We start from the raw sequence: 18,147 nt of genomic DNA, 5'->3' as shown, positions 1-18,147 counted from the left end.
AGCAGGGCGTTTACCTGAGCTCCCGGAGACCTACTCTGAAGGTATGGGAGGGCCTGGAAACCCATCTGAGGGGGCACCCGAGGGCGGCCCCGGTGGTGGAGAGGACGAGTACCGATCCGTCGTCTTCGACGAGTCGTTCGTCCGTGCTGCCCGGCTCCAGGAGTTCTCCGCGCAGGAGCGCATGGCCGACCACGCGCCCGCCGTCCGCCGCCGTCCACCGGTCCAGCGAGGACTGTCCCGGCAGGCGCTCGTCCTGGTCCTGCTGATCGCCCTGGCCTTCGGTACGGCGATCTACATGGGCGTACGGCACCCCTACGAGAGCCCCGCCGCGATCAGGGACGTCGAAGCGAGCCTCTTCCGGGCGACCGTCGTCCCGCTCGCCCCCGAGGGCAAGGTGCCCGGTGCGGTCGACCCGGAGCAGCTGTACGCGCGTAGCCCCGCCGCCCAGTTCCGTATCGGGGCCGCGGGGATCACGATGCCCGCCGCCCGGGACACCTCGCACTTCTCCGAGACCCAGGTGCTGAGCGCGCTCGACACGGTCAAGGAGTACATCGTCCGCTCCGCGCTCTACCCGGAGGTGCTCACCGGCGGGCAGACCCGTCCCGTGCGGGTGCTGCTGCCGGCGGACCAGCACCTCCAGTTCGACGAGAGCCTGAGCCATCCGGCCGCCGACGGGCGCCACGCGGTCACCGGATGGCTGGTTCGCTTCGATGCCAAGGCCGTCGAGCTGGCCGACCCCAGGATCCGGGTGCAGGGGACCCTGCGGGCCACCGAGACCGACTCGACGTTCCTGGAGGTCACCGCGGACCACACCTTCGTGTACGCGCTGCGGCCCGCCGGTGCCGGTGCCAAGGCCGAGGCGTCGCTGTTCACCGTGCGGCGCGAGATGCGGTTCCGCTTCGACCAGAACGACGTGCGGCTGCACCAGGCCCAGCTGACCGTGTCGTACGTCCAGGCCGGGCCGCTGTCCTGTGGGAGCGACGTGGCGGAGCTGCTGAGTCCGCTGCTGGCCGGCCAGACCGCGAAGGCGGGCGGGCCGGCCGGGACGGATCCGTTCGCGACGGATCGGGCTACGGCGGTTTGCGGGACGCTGGCCGCCGGGGCGCAGCCGAAGGGTTGAACGCTGTTCCGCCGTAGGGGTTCGGTTGTGCGGCGGGTGCAGGCCGTGTGTGGTTGCTCGCGCCCACGCGGCGGTAGCCGCAAGTTGATACAGCCCCGCGCCCCTGGGTGGGTCCAGTGCCCTTAGCTGTCGCTGCGAGGCGTGTCCGTGTCGCTCGGGGGCTCCTCGTCCCTCGGGGTCGTGGTCGTGAAGCCGCCGAAGCCTCGGCGGACTCGGCCGCCCAGGTCGCCCGCGCCGCCGGCGATGTCGGTGACCAGTTTCATCAGGGGGTCCTTGGAGGACTTCACATTGGTCGCGTAGCTGGCCGCCGACTCGCGGAAGGAGTCGGTGACCGAGGTGTCCTTGTCCTCGGTGCGGCGCGGGTAGTGGCCGTCCATGATCCGCTGGTGGTCGCGGGACTCGGCCCACTTCTTCAGCTCGGCCGCCCGCACGGTGGTGAAGGGGTGGGAGCGCGGCAGGACGTTCAGGATCTTCAGGACGGAGTCGCGCAGGTCGCCTCCGGCCTCGTACTCCTCGGCCTGCTTCAGGAACGCGTCCACGTTCATCTCGTGCAGATGGTGGCCGCCCGCCAGCTTCATCAGACCCCGCATGGAGGCCCGCAGGTCCTGGCCGACCAGGAGGCCCGCGCGGTCCGCCGACAGCTCCGACTTGCGGAACCACTCGCGCAGCGCGGTCACGATCGCCATGATCGCGAGGCTGCCCAGCGGGATCCACGCCACCCGGATGGCGAGGTTGGTCAGGAACAGCAGGATGGTCCGGTAGACCGCGTGGCCGGACAGGGCGTGCCCCACCTCGTGCCCGACGACCGCCCGCATCTCCTCCTCGTCGAGCAGGTCGACGAGGCCGGTGGTGACGACGATGATCGGCTCGTCCAGACCGATGCACATCGCGTTCGGCTTCGGGTCCTGGCTGACGTACATCGGCGGGACCTTCTCCAGGTCCAGGATGTAACAGGCGTCCCGCAGCATGTCGTTGAGGTACGCGAACTGCTGGTCCGACACCCGCACGGAGTCGGACAGGAACAACAGCCTCAGGCTACGCTCGGGCAGCAGCCCGCTGAGCGCCTTGAAGACCGTGTCGAACCCGCTCAGCTTCCGCAGCGCCACCAGGGCGGAGCGGTCGGCAGGGTGCTCGTACGCACGCGAGGAGATTCCGGGGAAGCGCCTGCGCTGCCTGCTCGGTACGTTCTCGTGCCCGTTCTGCTCGTGGCCGTCTTCGGACATGTCTTCCCCCATGTGCGTGTGAGTGGCCCTTTGCGGACCCTTGTGCGGTCCTTTGCGCCCCCGAAGCAGAGCCCAGCCTAGGCGGAGATACGGTGGACGGGCAGTACAGCGAAGGAGTCCCGTCATGGAGCACAACCCCGCGTCCGCCTGGCTCGCCACAGCCGCGGGCGCAGCCGAGCAGCAAGGGGCGGGAAACCTGCTCCGGGTGGTACTGGTCGTGATGCTGGTGGGCTGTGCGCTGACCGCGTGGTTCCTGCTGCGTGGCTACAGGCAGAAGGACGACTGAGAGAGCCCGGAAGTTCCCTCGCGGCGGCCCGTGACGGCAACCCGGCGCCCCAACGGCGGAGTCGGCGTGATCGGCGCCGAGCCGCCCGCTTACGATGGGCCGACGTCTTTATCCCGCCCTCACCGGATAGGTACTGCCGAAGATGAGCTTCCACAGCGCCGCTGCCCAGTTGGTCACCCTTGCCGCCGAGGGCGAGGAGCACGGCGGCAACCACGAGAGCCTCAGCCCTCTTCTCACCGGTGGCGGCGCGTTCGTCATCCTGATGCTCCTGCTGTGGATCACCACCCGCTTCAACCGCGACCGCTGAGGCACCCGGTGCCCATAGCGGGGCACTTCGGGCCTCCTGCGGCCGGTGTCCTCAGGACGGGCCGGTAGGGTCTGCACGCATGGGAGAGCAGGACATGCCTACCGGCCCGGGCAACGCCCCGTCGAACCCCGGCAAGCGCCGTCTCGGCGTCATGGGCGGAACGTTCGACCCGATCCACCACGGGCACCTCGTGGCGGCCAGTGAGGTCGCCGCGCAGTTCCACCTGGACGAGGTGGTGTTCGTGCCGACCGGACAGCCGTGGCAGAAGAGCCACCGCAGCGTCTCGCCGGCCGAGGACCGCTATCTGATGACGGTCATCGCCACCGCCGAGAACCCGCAGTTCTCGGTGAGCCGGATCGACCTCGACCGCGGTGGCCCCACCTACACCGTGGACACCCTGCGCGACCTGCGCGCGCTCAACCCGGACACGGACCTCTTCTTCATCACCGGCGCCGACGCCCTCGCCCAGCTGCTGACCTGGCGCGACACCGAGGAGCTGTTCTCCCTGGCGCACTTCATCGGGGTCACCCGCCCCGGCCACCACCTCACGGACGCGGGACTCCCGGAGGGCGGTGTCTCGCTCGTGGAGGTTCCCGCGCTCGCCATCTCCTCGACGGACTGCCGTGCGAGAGTCGCCAAGGGAGACCCCATCTGGTACATGGTGCCGGACGGAGTCGTGCGCTACATCGACAAGCGCGAGCTGTACCGCGGCGAGTGAGCCGAGAGGGGCACCGGTGAACGACCGATACGACGCGGGACACGGCGGCGACCACGACGACCGCTACGAGCTCGTCGGCTACGACGAGTACGGCCGGCCCGTCTACCAGCCGTCCGCCCGGCAGCAGCCGCAACAGCAGCAGTACGACCCGTACGCGCAGCAGCAGGGCTACGGCTACGACCCGTACGCGGCGGGCGGACAGCAGACGGGGCAGTACCCCGGGCAGTCCTACGGCACCGGCACCGGGCACCCCGTCCCGCCGTACGACACGGGCAGCCAGCACCCCGCGCCGTCCTACGACCCGTACGACACCGGCCGGCAGGCCCCCGTGCCACCGCCCTACGACCCGTACGGGCACGGAGGGGCACAAGGGGCGCCCGGGACGTCGTACGACCCCTACGGCCGCGCCGCCGCGAGCGGGCAGCAGCCCCGGGTCGCCGAGCAGACCGCCTACATCCCGCAGCAGGCCGGCCCGGCCGAGGAGACCGAAGGTCCCGTCGGCGGCGCACGGCCCGAACGGGACTACGAGACGGGGCAGTTCGCCTTCGTCGAGGAGCCGGACACCGACTCCGAGGACGTCATCGACTGGCTGAACTTCACCGAGAACCGCACCGAGCGGCGCGAGGAGGCCAAGCGCCGTGCCCGCGGCCGCCTCGTCGCCCTCGTCGTCGTCCTGGCGCTGACCGCGGTCGGCGGCGTCGGCTACCTCTGGTACGCCGGGAAGCTGCCCGGCCTGTCCTCCTCCGACTCCAAGACGGGCACGGCCACGTCCGCGGCCGCCCAGAACCGCGACGTGATCGTCGTCCACCTGCACAACACCAAGAAGGGCGGCACCTCCACGGCGCTGCTCGTCGACAACACCACCACCGAGCAGGGCACGACGGTCCTGCTCCCCAACTCCCTCGCCGTGGCCGACGACGACGGCTCCACGACCACCCTCGCCAAGTCCGTCGAGGACGACGGCTCCTCCGGCACCCGCGAGGCCATCGACACGGTCCTCGGCACCGAGATCCAGGGCACCTGGCGCCTGGACACCCCTTACCTCCAGAACCTCGTCGACATCGTCGGCAACATCGAGCTCGACGCCAACGCCGATGTGCCCGACCCGGACGGCAAGAAGGGCACCGCGCCCCTGGTGAGCAAGGGCAAGGACCGCACCCTCGGCGGCAAGGCGGCCGTCGCCTACGCCACCTACCGCGCCTCCGGCGAGGCCCAGAACGCCCAGCTGGAGCGGTTCGGGCAGGTCATGCAGGGCGTGCTGCGCAAGGTGTCCTCCGACGCGCAGGGCGCCACCGTCACCGTCCAGACGCTGGCGCAGATCCTCGACCCCTCGCTCACCGACAAGGACCTCGGCACCTTCCTCGCCAAGCTCGCCGACCTCGCCAAGGGCGGCGACTACAGGACCGCCCTGCTGCCCGTCCAGACCGACGGCACCCTCAGCGCCCAGGCCAGCGACAGCGTGGTCAAGGACGTCCTCGGCGGCACCGCGAAGAGCCCCGACAAGGACGCCGCTGTCCGCGTCTCCGTCCAGAACGCCAGCGGCGTCAAGGGCAACACCGAGAAGGCCCGCATCGTGCTCCTCAACGGCGGCTTCACCTTCCTGGAGGGCGGCACCGCGTCCGCCGCCCAGACCGCGTCCAAGGTCGTCTACACCGACGCCGCCGACAAGGAGAACGCCACCGAGGTCGCCAAGACCCTGGGCCTGCCCACCAGCGCCGTCACCAAGGGCAAGGCCTCCTCGAACGCCAACGTCTCCGTGATCCTCGGCCAGGACTACGAGCCCTCGTCGACATGATCCTTAAACGAATGGGGTGCCCTCGGCGGTCCGTGAGACCCTTGGTGTCAAGTGACCGCCGACCGAAAGCCGTGTAGTGACCGCCACTGACCGCTCCATCGAGCTCATCCAGACCGCCGCACAGGCGGCCGCCGACAAGCTCGCGCACGACATCATCGCCTACGACGTCAGCGACGTACTGTCCATCACGGACGCCTTCCTGCTGGCCTCCGCGCCCAACGACCGCCAGGTCAAGTCGATCGTCGACGAGATCGAGGAGCGGCTCCAGAAGGAGCTCGGCGCCAAGCCGGTACGCCGCGAGGGCGACCGCGAGGCCCGCTGGGTGCTGCTCGACTACGTCGACATCGTCGTCCACGTCCAGCACAGCGAGGAGCGCGTCTTCTACGCCCTGGAGCGGCTGTGGAAGGACTGCCCCGAGCTCGACCTGCCCGAGGACGCCAAGGCCACCCGCGGCAAGGCCGAGGAGCACGCCAAGCTACAGGCCGCCGAGGACGCCGAGGACCTCGGTGGTGACTGGCGGTGAGCGCCACCGGTGAGGTGACGGCAGGCCGGCCCGGCCGGGGCCGCCGCGTCATTCTGTGGCGGCACGGCCAGACCGCCTGGAACGTGGAGCGCCGCTTCCAGGGCACCACGGACGTCGAGCTCACCGAGACCGGCGTGGCCCAGGCCCGCCGGGCCGCCCGGCTGCTCGCCTCCCTGAGGCCCGACGCGATCGTCGCCTCGGACCTCAGGCGGGCCGCGAACACGGCCGCCGAGCTCGCCGCGCTCACCGGCCTCGACGTCACCCACGACGAGGGCCTGCGCGAGACCTACGCGGGCGTCTGGCAGGGGCTGACGCACGAGGAGATCATCGCCGCGCACGGCGAGGAGTACGCCGCGTGGAAGCGCGGTGAGCCGGTCCGCCGCGGCGGCGGCGAGCTGGAGAGCGAGGTCGCCGACCGCGCCGCCCCCGTGGTGACCCGGCACGCCGACAAGCTCCCCGACAACGGCACGCTCGTCGTCGTCAGCCACGGCGGCACGATCCGCACCACCATCGGCCGGCTCCTCGGCCTGGAGGCCCAGCACTGGGAGAGCCTCGGCGGCCTCTCCAACTGCTGCTGGTCCGTCCTCGGAGAGGGCGCCCGAGGCTGGCGTCTCCTCGAGCACAACGCCGGCACGCTGCCGGAACCGGTGCTCGGCGACGACGACTGAGCGGATTTCACTTTCCGGCAGGTCGCAGGCTAAAGTTCTTCTTGTTCGCCCCGCCGAGCGGGAAGAACTAAGCAAGGGGCTATAGCTCAGTTGGTAGAGCGCCTGCATGGCATGCAGGAGGTCAGGAGTTCAATTCTCCTTAGCTCCACAGATGAAGATCCCGTCCTCACAGGGCGGGATCTTTCCTTTCCCGCAAGAGGGCCGTGCGCCGCTCCGTCTCCTCGTCGTCCGGGGTGTAGACGACGATCCGGCACTCCGGCATCCCATGGATCGACAGCGACAGCGACGTCATCCGCAGCTCGCCCACCGCCGGATGCCTGAAGCCCTTCACACGCCGTCCGGGCTCGGCCACGTCGCCGCTCTCCCACAGCCGGGAGAACAGCGGGCTCGCCGCGGACAGCTTGCGTATGAACTCCTCCCAGACCGGCTCGCCGGCATGCAGCCCGTAGGCCGCGCGCAGGGTCGCCACCATCACCGGCAGCTCGGTCTCCCGGAACATCAGCGGGCAGTGCTCGTCCGGCGCCGTGAACAGCCCCCACAGCGCGTTCGGCGGGCGGCCGCTGGGCTGGACCAGCGGTACGGAGAACAAGGCGCGGTAGACCTCGTTGGCGGCCAGGATGTCGAACCGGGAGTTGTAGACGACCGCCGGGCGCGGTTCGAGGGCGTCGATGATGCCCTGGACCTCCGAGCCCACGGTCTGCGCGACGGCCTCCGGCGCGGAGGAGTACGGCACTTCGGCCAGGTGGTACAGATGCTCCCGCTCGGGCGGATCGAGCCGCAGGGTGCGCGCCACGGCGTCCAGGACCTGTGCGGAGGCGTTGATCGGGCGGCCCTGCTCCAGCCATGTGTACCAGGTGATCCCCACCCCCGAGAGCTGGGCGACCTCCTCGCGGCGCAGTCCCGGCGTACGGCGTCGTAATCCCGGCGGCATCCCCACGTCCGCCGGCGTCACCCGGGCGCGCCTGGTGCGCAGAAACGCGGCCAGCTCGGGTCGGCGGCGCTGTGTCGTCCCCATCGTCACATCCCCCATCCTCGACGCCCGGCCCGTCCCCTGCCAGGTGCTGTCAGTACCAGCATCGACGGGCTCTCGGCACCCGTACCGCAGTGCCGTCACGCTCGACCGCATGACGACAACACCCCGTCCCGGAGCGGGTGTCGCACCCGGTCCAAGTCCTGCGATCAGTGAAACACCCGGCACTGACAACGGGCCCCGGCCCCTGCTCGCGATCGTGCTCGCCGCCACCTTCATGGCCCTGCTCGACGTCTTCATCGTGAACGTCGCGGCTCCCACCATCGGTTCCGAACTCCACGCCTCGGGCGCCGAGTTGCAGCTGGTGGTCGCCGGATACACCATCACCTACTCCGTGTTGCTGATCACCGGTGCCCGCCTCGGCGACCGGTACGGCCACGGCCGGGTCCATCTCGTCGGGATGGCCCTGTTCACCGCCGCCTCGCTCGCCTGCGGGCTGGCGCAGGGCGCCACGGAACTGATCGCCTTCCGGCTGGTCCAGGGCATCGGCTCGGCGGTGATGATCCCGCAGGTGCTCAGCCTCATCCAGCGGAACTTCGTCGGCGAGGCCCGGGTGAAGGCGCTGGGCGCGTACTCGGCGGTCCTCGCCGTCGGCGCCGTCGCCGGACAGATACTCGGCGGAGTCCTGGTCAGCGCCGACCTGTTCGGCACCGGCTGGCGGCCGGTGTTCCTGGTGAACGTGCCCGTGGGCGTCGTACTCCTGATCCTCGGGCGCCGTGTCCTGCCGCGCGACCACGGCGGCGGGCGGCGGCGCGGACTGGACCTGCCGGGCCTGGTCCTGCTCGGCGCGGCCGTGTCGCTGTTCACGGTGCCGCTGGTGCTGGGGCAGGAGGAGGACTGGCCGCTGTGGTCGTGGCTGTCGCTGGCCGCCGCCGCTGTGCTGTTCACGGTGTTCTGCGCCTACGAGTCCCGGCTCGCCCGGCGCGGCGGCGATCCGCTGATCGCGCCGAGGGTGCTGCGGCACCCGGGCATGGGCCTGGCCGTGCTGCGGATCATGGCCGTCATGGCGGTCAACGGCGGCTTCCTGTTCGTCCTCACGCTGCATGTCCAGGGCGGTCTCGGCTACAGCGCCCTGCGCGCCGGTCTGACCTTCGCGCCGACCGCGGTCGTCTTCGGCCTGGTCGGACTGACCTGGCGGAGGTGGCCCGCGGCCTGGCAGCGCGCGCTGACCCCGGCCGGGTTCCTGCTGACCGCGCTGTCCGTGGCCGGGGTCGGTCTGGCACTCGAGGGCGGCGGTGACGGGGGAGTGGGGGTGTACGCCGCGTACGCCGGCGTGGGTGTCGGGCTCGCGCTGGCCTTCAGTCCCACGCTGACCCGGGCGCTGGCCACGGTGCGACCCGAGGACGCGGCGGACGCCAGCGGGCTGCTCGCCACCGTCACCCAGCTCGGTCAGCTGACCGGAGTCGCCGCGTTCGGCACACTGTTCTTGGACCGGCTTGAGTCACTCGGGGCTTTCGAGGCGTATACCTCTGCGGAGGCGCTCTCGGCGTGCATGTTCGCGCTGGCCGGGACGGCGGCGGTGGGCGCCGTGTCCGGACTGGTACTGAGGCGTCGCTGACCGTATTGGTCCGGCCGTGGCAGAATCAAACGGCCGGAAGGGGGCGCGGCCCGACGGGAGGGAGCAGTGATGCCTGCGAGCATCCTCAAGGAGGTCGGCCACCTCCTTGAAGCAGCGTCGACACGGGATACGGTCACCCGGCTCACCTGCCCTTCCTGCGGTTCCCTCCATGTCGCCCAGGTCCTTGGTGACAACGGCGGGATTTCCTACGTGTGCACGGCCTGCGGCCACAGCTGGAGCTGATCGATGGGTGCACACAGGCGAAAGTGTGATTGGTGCGGCAGCGGGACGCCGATCGTGCGGGACATGGAGCCGGTCAATCCCGACTACCAGTACTGGTGCGAGGAGTGCGCGCGGGCGCTGATCATAAAAGGCGACCCGATCGAGACGTACCGCGAACTCGAGGGCGAGCCGATCTACGGCCGGCTCCTGGAGGAGCACTGCACGCTCAAACGGTTCTATTCGTTCGTCACTGCGTGAGGCCCGTCGGGGGCGGGCCTCACGGAAACGATTTGGTGTTCCACCCGGGGGACCGTGTAATGTTGGCGTCGCCGCCGGGGGAAACCCCAGGGGACACCGCAAGGGGCTATAGCTCAGTTGGTAGAGCGCCTGCATGGCATGCAGGAGGTCAGGAGTTCAATTCTCCTTAGCTCCACAGAAAGATCCCGCCGGATCATCTTGATCCGGCGGGATTCTTGCGTTTCCAGGGGCAGTTGTCCCGCACGCGCACTCCGCTCACGAGGAAGGGGCCGTCCGGATCGGGCGGCCCCTTCGTGACGTCGGCTCAGCGCCCCAGTGCGCGGCGGCCGCGGCCCTGGGAGAGGACCGGGAGGTTGCGGGACGTGCCGTTGTCGCGCGGGGCCGCCTCCTCCAGGCGCAGGGCGAGGGCGGGGCAGCGGCGGACCGCGCGGAGCGCCTTCGCCTCGGCGTACCGAGGCACCTGGGCCTGGGCGACGGTGGGGAAGCCGTCGGCGCCGAGTTCGAAGACCTCCGGGAGGATGTCGGCGCACAGGCCGTGGCCCCGGCACAGCGTCCAGTCGACGTAGATCTTCTGACGGCTGGGGCCGTTCTCCTCGGACTCGGTGCCACCCGGGAGGCCCGCGGGTGTCATACCGCCCTCGAAGAGCGGCAGAACGCCCTCCACGGGCCGTCCGCAACCATTGCCGAGGACATGCGCCGCGAGGTCGTCGGTGAACGCCTTGATGGTCGATTCCAGGAACATCGCGGAGCCGTCGGGGTGCGAGCACGCGCCGCGCCGCTTCACGTTCTTGGCGACCTGCTTGAGCGCCTCCAGGGCGGCCGGGCCGCCGCCGTTGAGGATGTCCTCCATGCCGCGCGCGGCGGCCGGCAGACCGAGGTAGCAGGGACCGCACTGGCCGGCGCTCTCCTCGGCCAGCCACTTCGCCACCATCAGTGACTCGCCCAGCGGGCAGGTCTCCTGACTGATCGGCAGGATCGCGCCCGCGCCGAGCGCGCCGCCCACCGCGTCCAGGGAGTTGCGGGAGACGACCGCCTCGTTGACCGTCGCGGCGTCGATCCACTTGCCGTGGTAGCCGCCGGTGAGTACGCCCTGCGGGACCGGCGGGGCGCCGGCGAGCTGAAGGATGTAGCGCAGCGGCACGCCGGTGGGCGCCTCGATCACCATGGGGCGGGCGACCGCGCCGGAGACCGTGAGCATGACGGTGCCCGGCTCGTCGTACAGGCCGGTGTTGCCGTAGCGCTCCGGGCCGATGCGGGCGGCGATCGCCAGCTGGGCGAAGGTCTCGGCGTTCGAGAGGAGCGTCGGTGCGCCGCCGACGCCGTTCTGCGAGGCGCTGACCTTGCGGCCGGGCGGGATCGCCGGGCCGCCGTCGATGGAACGGATCAGCGACGCTGCCGCTCCGGTGACCATACGGACGGGATTGCGCTGCACGCGCGCGCGTAGAGCCGAGCGACGGCCGTTGCTGAGGCCGCGTTCGGCGAGCGCGGCCTCCATGGACCGCTGGGTGGACTCCCGGGTGACCCCCACCACGAGCGTGCGGGCGCCCAGGGCTTCGGCGACCAGCAGGGCGCCGTCCAGGATGAGGTGCGGGGCACGGTTGATGAGCACCGTGTCCTTGCGGCAGGCCGGTTCGTCCTCGCTGCCGTTGACGACGACGACCGGGCGCACACCGCGCTTGATGGCCGCCTCGGCGACCGAGCGCAGCTTCTTGTGGAAGGGGAAGCCCGCGCCGCCGCGGCCCTTCAGGTTGATGTTCTCGGCGAGCTTCGCGAGTTGCTCGCCGCCCAGGGGTTCGAGCGGCCCGTGCACCTTCAGGTGCATGGGCAGATCAAGTCTCTCGACAAGGTCGAAGCCCGACGTGAGCTGGGGAAGGCCGACCACGCGGACTTCTGGGACGTCGGGCAGGGCCTCGTTCACCTATAGCCTCCGGAAGGCATGTTCCAAGGTTCGCCCGAGCCCGGTGTGTCGAAGTCATACGAATCACCGGGCGATGGATCAGTGGCGGGACCGCTGTTGTACGTGTCGTTCGGGTAGTACGCGCCGGACGAGTTGTTCGACTCACCGGTGTTGTACACATCACTCGTGCCGTATCCGGACGTGTCCGTATTGCGGTAGGTCGGGATGTTGTATCCGGTGTCCTGAAGCGGGTCGTAGGCCGACGGGGGAGCCTCGCCGACCGGCGGGGGCGAGGGGATCGGCCAGCTGCCCGAGGTGCTGCCGCCGGTGTCGTAGCGCGGGATCGCCTCCGTGGGCTGCATGTCCATCGGCAGGTCCATGCGGGCGGTCTGGTCGGCGCCATACGTCGGCTGGGAGGGGATGCGCGGGGTCGGGGTGACGGCGCGGTAGGCGGCCGCGAAGCCGTTCGTGGGCTCCGGGGCGGGCGGCGCGGGGGCCTCGTACGACGGTGTACGGGACTGCCTCGCGCGCGTGTTCTCGTAGCCGGGCAGTGCGGACGCCGACTCCGCGTTCCTGGCGCGACTCGCGTCCAGCTCCTCGCGGCCGAACCGGTCCTCGGCGCCCAGGACGGCCTGGATCCGGTCGGCGACCTTGCGCTTGATCGGGCGGGGCGCCGCGCGCAGGGCGAGGGCGGCGATGACGGCGGCCAGCGAGAGGCTGTAGAGGATCACGAAGATCGGCTTGGCCTCGCGGCCCGAGTACAGGCCGTGGACCAGGGCGAAGCACCAGGCCGGGTAGGCCAGCATGTGCATGGCGCGCCAGCGGGCGGCGACCGGGGCCGGGGAGGCGAACTGGTTGCGCAGGGCGCCGGTGATGCCCACGAAGATCATCAGCAGGCCGGCCAGCGAGCCGAGGCCGATCAGGCCGGCGCTTCCGGTGACGCCGAGCGAGAACGGGATGATCGCGGAGATCAGGGTGGTGTGGTCCAGGGCGACCTTCGTGGTGATGTGCAGCAGCAGGAACGCGATCGAGCCGACCGCTGTCGTCCGGTGCACGGCCTGGCCGATGATCCGCTGTTTCGGGTTGAGGAAGACCCGGTCCTGGGCGACCAGGCCCCATATCACCGAGCAGCTGAGGCAGACGAGGGACAGCACGCCCGCTCCGAAGTTCAGGAAGTCGCGGACTCGCTCACCTCCGACCAGGACGAACACGGGTATGAAGAGCAGGGCGACAGCCGACGCGATCCCATAGGCCGAGCGACCGGCCTTGGGAAGCGAGCTGTTACTACGACGAGGGTTCATGGGGGCAACTCCGAGCAGTTCGGGTAAGCGGTCCCGCTGCCGCACTCTAAGTGGAGCCATACCGATCGGTACGAGGTTTGAGTTATTGCGTTGTTACCAAAGGACTATGCGGTTGTTGTGATGTCCCTTAGTAGTCGTTACGCGAAGTAACTTTTGACTCTTGTTCAGTTCTTGTCGGGTGATGTTGGAGTGCTCTGCGGGGTTGGAGCGAACGGCACCCGGTGCCGAAGAGGCATACGTAAGCGCGTCGCGGCTTGCTCAACGGCTGCGGTACTCTGACGCCATGCGTGCCGTACGCCTTCTGCTTAGCGGGCCGCGCTGATCAGTCCCGACCACCGGGCGAACCGGGTGAGTCGGCATCGGCGCGGCGTCCCCTCCTGTGCGAGGGGATTTTTCGTTTCCCGAACGAGGCAGCCGCCGGCAGAGACGATCGATGGAGCTTAAGGATCATGAGCGAGACGAACCCCGCTGCCGAGGTGGCAGCGCCGCACCGCTACACGGCCGCCGTGGCGGCCGAGATCGAGGCACGCTGGCAGGACTTCTGGGACGTCGAGGGCACGTACGCCGCGCCGAACCCCAAGGGTGACCTGGCCGGCGACCCGGAGCTGGTCGCCAAGCCGAAGAAGTTCATCATGGACATGTTCCCGTACCCCTCCGGTGCGGGTCTGCACGTCGGCCACCCCCTGGGCTACATCGCGACCGACGTCTTCGCCCGGTTCCAGCGCATGACCGGCCACAACGTCCTGCACACCCTGGGCTTCGACGCCTTCGGCCTGCCCGCCGAGCAGTACGCCGTGCAGACCGGCACGCACCCGCGTGTCTCCACCGAGGCCAACATCGAGAACATGAAGGTCCAGCTGCGCCGGCTGGGCCTGGGCCACGACAAGCGCCGGTCGTTCGCCACGATCGACCCGGAGTACTACAAGTGGACCCAGTGGATCTTCCTGCAGATCTTCAACTCCTGGTACGACGACGAGGCGAAGAAGGCCCGCCCGATCTCCGAGCTGATCGCCCAGTTCGAGACCGGTGAGCGTGCCGTACCGGGGCATACGCGCGCGTGGCACGAGCTGACCGCCGCCGAGCGCGCCGACGTCCTGGGCGAGTACCGCCTGGCGTACGCCTCCGACGCGCCGGTCAACTGGTGTCCCGGCCTGGGCACCGTGTTGGCCAACGAGGAGGTCACCGCCGACGGCCGCTCCGAGCGCGGCAACTTCCCCGTCTTCAAGGCCAAGCTGCGCCAGTGGAACATGCGCATCACCGCCTACGCCGACCGGCTGCTGGACGACCTGGACGCGCTGGACTGGCCCGAGGCCATCAAGCTGCAGCAGCGCAACTGGATCGGCCGCTCCGAGGGCGCCCGCGTCGACTTCCCCATCGACGGCGAGAACATCACCGTCTTCACCACCCGCCCGGACACCCTGTTCGGCGCCACCTACATGGTGCTGGCGCCCGAGCACCCGCTGGTCGAGAAGTTCACGCCGCAGGAATGGCCCGAGGGCACCCACGACGTGTGGACCGGCGGTCACGCCACCCCGGCCGAGGCCGTCGCCGCGTACCGCGCGCAGGCCGCCTCCAAGTCCGACGTGGAGCGCCAGGCCGAGGCCAAGGACAAGACCGGCGTCTTCATCGGCTCGTACGCCACCAACCCGGTCAACGGCGAGCAGATCCCCGTCTTCATCGCCGACTACGTCCTGATGGGCTACGGCACCGGCGCGATCATGGCCGTCCCGGCGGGCGACCAGCGCGACTTCGAGTTCGCGCGCGCCTTCGAGCTGCCGATCCACTGCATCGTCGAGCCGACGGACGGCCGCGGCACCGACACCTCCACGTGGGAGGACGCCTTCGCGTCCTACGACGCGAAGATCATCAACTCCAGCGGTGCGGGCGTCTCCCTGGACGGCCTGGGCGTCGTCGAGGCCAAGGCGCGCATCACCGAGTGGCTGGAGCGCAAGGGGATCGGCGAGGGCACCGTCAACTTCCGGCTGCGCGACTGGCTGTTCAGCCGGCAGCGCTACTGGGGCGAGCCCTTCCCGATCGTCTACGACGAGGACGGCATCGCCCACTCGCTGCCCGAGTCGATGCTGCCGCTGGAGCTGCCCGAGGTCGAGGACTACTCGCCGCGCACCTTCGACCCGGACGACGCGGACACCTCCCCCGAGACGCCGCTGTCGCGCAACGAGGACTGGGTGAACGTCACCCTGGACCTGGGTGACGGACGCGGCCCGCGTCCGTACCGCCGCGAGACCAACACCATGCCCAACTGGGCCGGCTCCTGCTGGTACGAGCTGCGCTATCTGGACCCGCACAACAGCGAGCAGCTGGTCGACCCGGAGATCGAGCAGTACTGGATGGGCCCGCGCGAGGGCCAGCCGCACGGCGGTGTCGACCTGTACGTCGGCGGCGCCGAGCACGCTGTGCTGCACCTGCTGTACGCGCGCTTCTGGTCCAAGGTGCTGTTCGACCTGGGGCACGTCTCCTCCGTGGAGCCGTTCCACAAGCTGTTCAACCAGGGCATGATCCAGGCCTTCGTCTACCGGGACGCGCGCGGCATCGCCGTACCGGCCGCTGAGGTGGAGGAGCGCGACGGCGCGTACTACTACCAGGGCGAGAAGGTCTCCCGGCTGCTGGGCAAGATGGGCAAGTCCCTGAAGAACGCGGTCACTCCGGACGAGATCTGCGAGGAGTACGGCGCCGACACCCTGCGCCTGTACGAGATGGCGATGGGCCCGCTGGACGTCTCCCGGCCGTGGGACACGCGCGCGGTGGTCGGCCAGTTCCGGCTGCTGCAGCGGCTGTGGCGCAACGTCGTCGACGAGAGCACCGGTGCGGTGACGGTGGTCGACGCCGAGGCCGACGAGGACACCCTGCGCGCCCTGCACAAGGCCATCGACGGGGTACGGCAGGACCTGGAGGGCATGCGGTTCAACACCGCCATCGCCAAGGTCACCGAGCTGAACAACCACCTGACCAAGGCGGGCGGCGCGGTGCCCCGCTCGGTCGCCGAGTCGCTGGTGCTGCTGATCGCGCCGCTGGCCCCGCACATCGCCGAGGAGCTGTGGCGCAAGCTGGGCCACACGGACTCGGTCGTCCACCAGGACTTCCCGGTCGCCGATCCGGCGTACGTCGTGGACGAGACCGTGACCTGCGTCGTGCAGATCAAGGGCAAGGTCAAGGCGCGGCTGGAGGTGTCGCCGGCCATCTCCGACGAGGAGCTGGAGAAGGTGGCGCTGGCCGACGACAAGGTCGTGGCGGCGCTGGACGGGGCGGGGATCCGCAAGGTGATCGTGCGGGCGCCGAAGCTGGTGAACATCGTTCCGGCGTGAGACGCGGGGCGGGGGCCGGTATTGGTGCTGGTGCCGGTATCGGTGCCGGCGCCAGTGCTGGTGCCGGTGCCGGTGTCGGTGCCCCCTAGGGGTTCCGTGCGGGCAGGTTCGGGGTTCTTCCGGAACTCCGCGCCTGCCCGTTGCGTTTACCGTTGAAGAGCGGCGCGGCACGTCGCGCCCGGTCGGAGGAGGAGCATCGTGGAGGCACTGATGGCGGTAGTCGCTCTGCTTTTCGTGCTCTTCCTGGTGCTCGGTGTCTACGCCACGGTGAAGGTGGTCGGCGCCGCCAAGCGGGGCGTGGACCGCACCATCACCCAGGCCCGCCGCACGGTCGAGGACCACACCCTGCGGGCCAAGTCCTTCGCCCAGCCCGGCCCGGCGGGCGAACTGGCCCAACTCCGGCTGAAGCTGCGCACCTCCATGCGCGCCACCCAGGACGCCCTGCACGCGGGCGTGGCCGAGGACGAATCCCTCAAGGAATCCCTCGCCCTCTTCCAGCGGCTCAGCGCCCACGGACACGAACTGGACGGCGAACTCAGGCGCCTGGAGTCCGAACCGGACCGGGCGACACTCACTGAGCGGCTGCCGGGGCTGCGCGAGCGCACCGAACAGATCACGCACTCCGCGGACTCACTGCGCTGGGCGGCCCGGGACCGTGCCCGCCGCTTCGCGGACGACGACCTGGACTCGCTGAGCTCCCAGATCGACATGGAGGCCGGCGCGCTGCGGCACTGGACGACATCGGAGCCGACCCAGCCCGCGCAGTCCCCGCCCCCGTGGCCCGAGGCACCCGTCGCCGACGCCACGACGGCCCAGCAGACCTGGCCGGAGACACCGAAGTCACGCACCGCCGACGCACCGACCCAGCCCGCCATCACCCCGCCGGCACAGCGCCCCACCTACCCCTGGCAGAAGGAGCCCCGTCCCGAGAGCACGACTTGATCCGGTCAAGGCTGCCCCAGGTGACAGGGGTCGGGCTGCCGCCGTGGCGCTACGGCAGGTAACCTCCAGCTCATGTCCCGCCATGTCGCGATCGTCACCGATTCAACGGCCTACCTGCCGCAGCGGACGATGGAGCGCCACGGCATCACCGCGGTGCCCCTGACCGTCGTCCTCGGCGACCAGGCCCTCGAAGAGGGCACCGAGATCTCGACCCGTTCCCTGGCACAGGCACTCCAGAAGCGACGCCCTGTCACCACCTCGCGCCCCAGCCCCCAGCTCTTCGCGGAGACCTACCGCAGGGTCGCGGAGTCCGGCGCGACCGGCATCGTCTCCCTGCACCTGTCCGCCGAGCTCTCCGGCACCTACGACGCGGCGGTCCTCGCGGCGCGCGAGGCGCCGGTGCCGGTACGGGTCGTGGACACCGGGATGATCGCCATGGCGCTCGGCTTCTGCGCGCTCGCGGCGGCGGAGGTGGCCGAGGCGGGCGGCACGGTGGACGAGGCCGTCACCGCCGCGGAGAAACGGGCCGCCGGGACCTCCGCCTACTTCTACGTCGACACCCTCGACTATCTGCGCCGCGGCGGTCGGATCGGTGCCGCACAGGCGCTGTTCGGCTCCGCGCTCGCGGTCAAGCCGCTGCTCCAGCTGGAGGGCGGCCGGATCGAACCGCTGGAGAAGGTGCGCACCGCGTCGAAGGCGATCGCCCGCCTCGAAGAGATCGTGGCCGAGCGGGCGGGCAGCGCGCAGGTCGACATCGCCGTCCACCATCTCGCCGCCCCCGACCGGGCGTCGGCACTGGCGGACCGGCTGCGGGCTCGGGTGCCGGGGCTGGCGGATCTGCATGTGAGCGAGGTCGGTGCGGTGATCGGGGCGCATACGGGGCCGGGGTTGCTGGGGGCTGTGGTTTCGCCGCGGTGACACGGTCCTGGAGGGCCGTGGGTGGGTGATTGTCACTCGTGTGAGTGGCGGAGTTTTC

General features: G+C 70.2%; 16 protein-coding genes and 2 tRNA genes. 14 read left to right on the top strand and 4 right to left on the bottom strand.

All coding sequences use genetic code 11. The features are described 5' to 3' along the window. The first annotated feature begins 43 nt into the window (after positions 1–43). Entirely contained in the window at positions 44–1,120 is a 1,077-nt protein-coding gene (locus tag ACFY0U_RS02580; protein ID WP_388629062.1) for a hypothetical protein, read from the top strand. 122 nt (positions 1,121–1,242) lie between these two features. Here ACFY0U_RS02580 and ACFY0U_RS02575 read toward each other — a convergent pair whose 3' ends face one another. Next, on the bottom strand, positions 1,243–2,343 hold the full coding sequence (locus tag ACFY0U_RS02575; RefSeq protein WP_388629059.1) for a M48 family metallopeptidase: 1,101 nt from the start codon (positions 2,341–2,343) through the stop codon (positions 1,243–1,245). Between the two features lie 124 nt (positions 2,344–2,467). Between ACFY0U_RS02575 and ACFY0U_RS02570 the strand changes: the two genes are divergently transcribed. The 7 genes from ACFY0U_RS02570 (at position 2,468) to ACFY0U_RS02540 (ending at position 6,788) form a co-directional block, all read left to right on the top strand. Continuing rightward, positions 2,468–2,629, top strand: a complete 162-nt coding sequence (locus ACFY0U_RS02570; RefSeq protein WP_388629057.1) for a hypothetical protein — start codon at positions 2,468–2,470, stop codon at positions 2,627–2,629. A gap of 142 nt (positions 2,630–2,771) precedes the next feature. Next, entirely contained in the window at positions 2,772–2,936 is a 165-nt protein-coding gene (locus ACFY0U_RS02565; protein ID WP_266456681.1) for a hypothetical protein, read from the top strand. Positions 2,937–3,015: 79 nt separating this feature from the next. Next, the gene (nadD, locus tag ACFY0U_RS02560) at positions 3,016–3,654 is read left to right on the top strand and encodes a nicotinate-nucleotide adenylyltransferase (RefSeq protein ID WP_046259936.1); all 639 of its coding nucleotides are present in this window, start codon (positions 3,016–3,018) and stop codon (positions 3,652–3,654) included. Positions 3,655–3,670: 16 nt separating this feature from the next. Continuing rightward, complete coding sequence (locus ACFY0U_RS02555; protein ID WP_388629054.1) at positions 3,671–5,449, top strand: LytR C-terminal domain-containing protein; 1,779 nt, start codon at positions 3,671–3,673, stop codon at positions 5,447–5,449. A gap of 76 nt (positions 5,450–5,525) precedes the next feature. Continuing rightward, on the top strand, positions 5,526–5,972 hold the full coding sequence (rsfS, locus tag ACFY0U_RS02550) for a ribosome silencing factor (RefSeq protein ID WP_388629051.1): 447 nt from the start codon (positions 5,526–5,528) through the stop codon (positions 5,970–5,972). Beyond that, positions 5,969–6,640 (top strand): histidine phosphatase family protein, encoded by a 672-nt coding sequence (locus ACFY0U_RS02545; protein WP_388629048.1) that lies wholly within the window; start codon positions 5,969–5,971, stop codon positions 6,638–6,640. The genes rsfS and ACFY0U_RS02545 overlap by 4 nt, the downstream gene beginning before the upstream one ends. A 75-nt stretch (positions 6,641–6,715) precedes the next feature. Beyond that, a tRNA-Ala gene (locus ACFY0U_RS02540) sits at positions 6,716–6,788 on the top strand. A gap of 18 nt (positions 6,789–6,806) precedes the next feature. Here ACFY0U_RS02540 and ACFY0U_RS02535 read toward each other — a convergent pair. Beyond that, positions 6,807–7,655, bottom strand: a complete 849-nt coding sequence (locus tag ACFY0U_RS02535; RefSeq protein ID WP_388629045.1) for a helix-turn-helix transcriptional regulator — start codon at positions 7,653–7,655, stop codon at positions 6,807–6,809. 214 nt (positions 7,656–7,869) lie between these two features. Here ACFY0U_RS02535 and ACFY0U_RS02530 point away from each other — a divergent pair, with 214 nt between their 5' ends. The 3 genes from ACFY0U_RS02530 to ACFY0U_RS02520 all read left to right on the top strand — a co-directional run bounded on the left by ACFY0U_RS02530 (position 7,870) and on the right by ACFY0U_RS02520 (position 9,883). Beyond that, the gene (locus ACFY0U_RS02530) at positions 7,870–9,228 is read left to right on the top strand and encodes an MFS transporter (protein ID WP_388630404.1); all 1,359 of its coding nucleotides are present in this window, start codon (positions 7,870–7,872) and stop codon (positions 9,226–9,228) included. A 246-nt stretch (positions 9,229–9,474) separates the two neighbouring features. Beyond that, positions 9,475–9,708 (top strand): hypothetical protein, encoded by a 234-nt coding sequence (locus ACFY0U_RS02525; protein WP_003976229.1) that lies wholly within the window; start codon positions 9,475–9,477, stop codon positions 9,706–9,708. A gap of 102 nt (positions 9,709–9,810) precedes the next feature. After that, positions 9,811–9,883: transfer RNA gene (locus ACFY0U_RS02520), tRNA-Ala, on the top strand. A 129-nt stretch (positions 9,884–10,012) separates the two neighbouring features. On the opposite strand, the gene ACFY0U_RS02515 is transcribed toward ACFY0U_RS02520, so the two are convergent. Both ACFY0U_RS02515 and ACFY0U_RS02510 read right to left on the bottom strand, forming a co-directional pair. Then, positions 10,013–11,626 carry an NADH-ubiquinone oxidoreductase-F iron-sulfur binding region domain-containing protein gene (locus ACFY0U_RS02515; RefSeq protein ID WP_388629042.1) on the bottom strand — a complete coding sequence of 538 codons (1,614 nt, stop codon included), beginning with the start codon at positions 11,624–11,626 and terminating at the stop codon, positions 10,013–10,015. Continuing rightward, entirely contained in the window at positions 11,623–12,906 is a 1,284-nt protein-coding gene (locus ACFY0U_RS02510; protein ID WP_388629039.1) for a cytochrome b/b6 domain-containing protein, read from the bottom strand. Before ACFY0U_RS02510 ends, ACFY0U_RS02515 begins: the two co-directional genes overlap by 4 nt. Positions 12,907–13,355: 449 nt before the next feature. On the opposite strand from ACFY0U_RS02510, the gene leuS reads away from it, so the two are divergent. The 3 genes from leuS (at position 13,356) to ACFY0U_RS02495 (ending at position 18,089) form a co-directional block, all read left to right on the top strand. After that, positions 13,356–16,229 carry a leucine--tRNA ligase gene (leuS, locus tag ACFY0U_RS02505; protein ID WP_388629036.1) on the top strand — a complete coding sequence of 958 codons (2,874 nt, stop codon included), beginning with the start codon at positions 13,356–13,358 and terminating at the stop codon, positions 16,227–16,229. Positions 16,230–16,439: 210 nt separating this feature from the next. Continuing rightward, complete coding sequence (locus ACFY0U_RS02500) at positions 16,440–17,171, top strand: hypothetical protein (RefSeq protein WP_388629033.1); 732 nt, start codon at positions 16,440–16,442, stop codon at positions 17,169–17,171. 72 nt (positions 17,172–17,243) lie between these two features. Continuing rightward, positions 17,244–18,089 carry a DegV family protein gene (locus ACFY0U_RS02495; protein ID WP_388629031.1) on the top strand — a complete coding sequence of 282 codons (846 nt, stop codon included), beginning with the start codon at positions 17,244–17,246 and terminating at the stop codon, positions 18,087–18,089. Positions 18,090–18,147 lie beyond the last annotated feature (58 nt).

This window comes from Streptomyces sp. NPDC001536 (genome assembly GCF_042894505.1).
Classification (GTDB): Bacteria; Actinomycetota; Actinomycetes; order Streptomycetales; family Streptomycetaceae; genus Streptomyces.
The sequence above is the reverse complement of the archived record's forward strand: the minus strand, read 5'-3'. Positions and strand labels throughout refer to the sequence as shown.

Bases quoted from the DNA above. Each gene is read 5' to 3' on its own strand.
- ACFY0U_RS02570 (WP_388629057.1), top strand. From the start codon at position 2,468: ATGGAGCACAACCCCGCGTCCGCCTGGCTCGCCACAGCCGCGGGCGCA.
- ACFY0U_RS02500 (WP_388629033.1), top strand. From the start codon at position 16,440: ATGGCGGTAGTCGCTCTGCTTTTCGTGCTCTTCCTGGTGCTCGGTGTC.
- ACFY0U_RS02575 (WP_388629059.1), bottom strand. From the start codon at position 2,343: ATGTCCGAAGACGGCCACGAGCAGAACGGGCACGAGAACGTACCGAGC.
- ACFY0U_RS02580 (WP_388629062.1), top strand. From the start codon at position 44: ATGGGAGGGCCTGGAAACCCATCTGAGGGGGCACCCGAGGGCGGCCCC.
- ACFY0U_RS02510 (WP_388629039.1), bottom strand. From the start codon at position 12,906: ATGAACCCTCGTCGTAGTAACAGCTCGCTTCCCAAGGCCGGTCGCTCG.
- ACFY0U_RS02565 (WP_266456681.1), top strand. From the start codon at position 2,772: ATGAGCTTCCACAGCGCCGCTGCCCAGTTGGTCACCCTTGCCGCCGAG.
- ACFY0U_RS02535 (WP_388629045.1), bottom strand. From the start codon at position 7,655: ATGGGGACGACACAGCGCCGCCGACCCGAGCTGGCCGCGTTTCTGCGC.
- ACFY0U_RS02525 (WP_003976229.1), top strand. From the start codon at position 9,475: ATGGGTGCACACAGGCGAAAGTGTGATTGGTGCGGCAGCGGGACGCCG.
- leuS (WP_388629036.1), top strand. From the start codon at position 13,356: ATGAGCGAGACGAACCCCGCTGCCGAGGTGGCAGCGCCGCACCGCTAC.
- ACFY0U_RS02495 (WP_388629031.1), top strand. From the start codon at position 17,244: ATGTCCCGCCATGTCGCGATCGTCACCGATTCAACGGCCTACCTGCCG.
- nadD (WP_046259936.1), top strand. From the start codon at position 3,016: ATGGGAGAGCAGGACATGCCTACCGGCCCGGGCAACGCCCCGTCGAAC.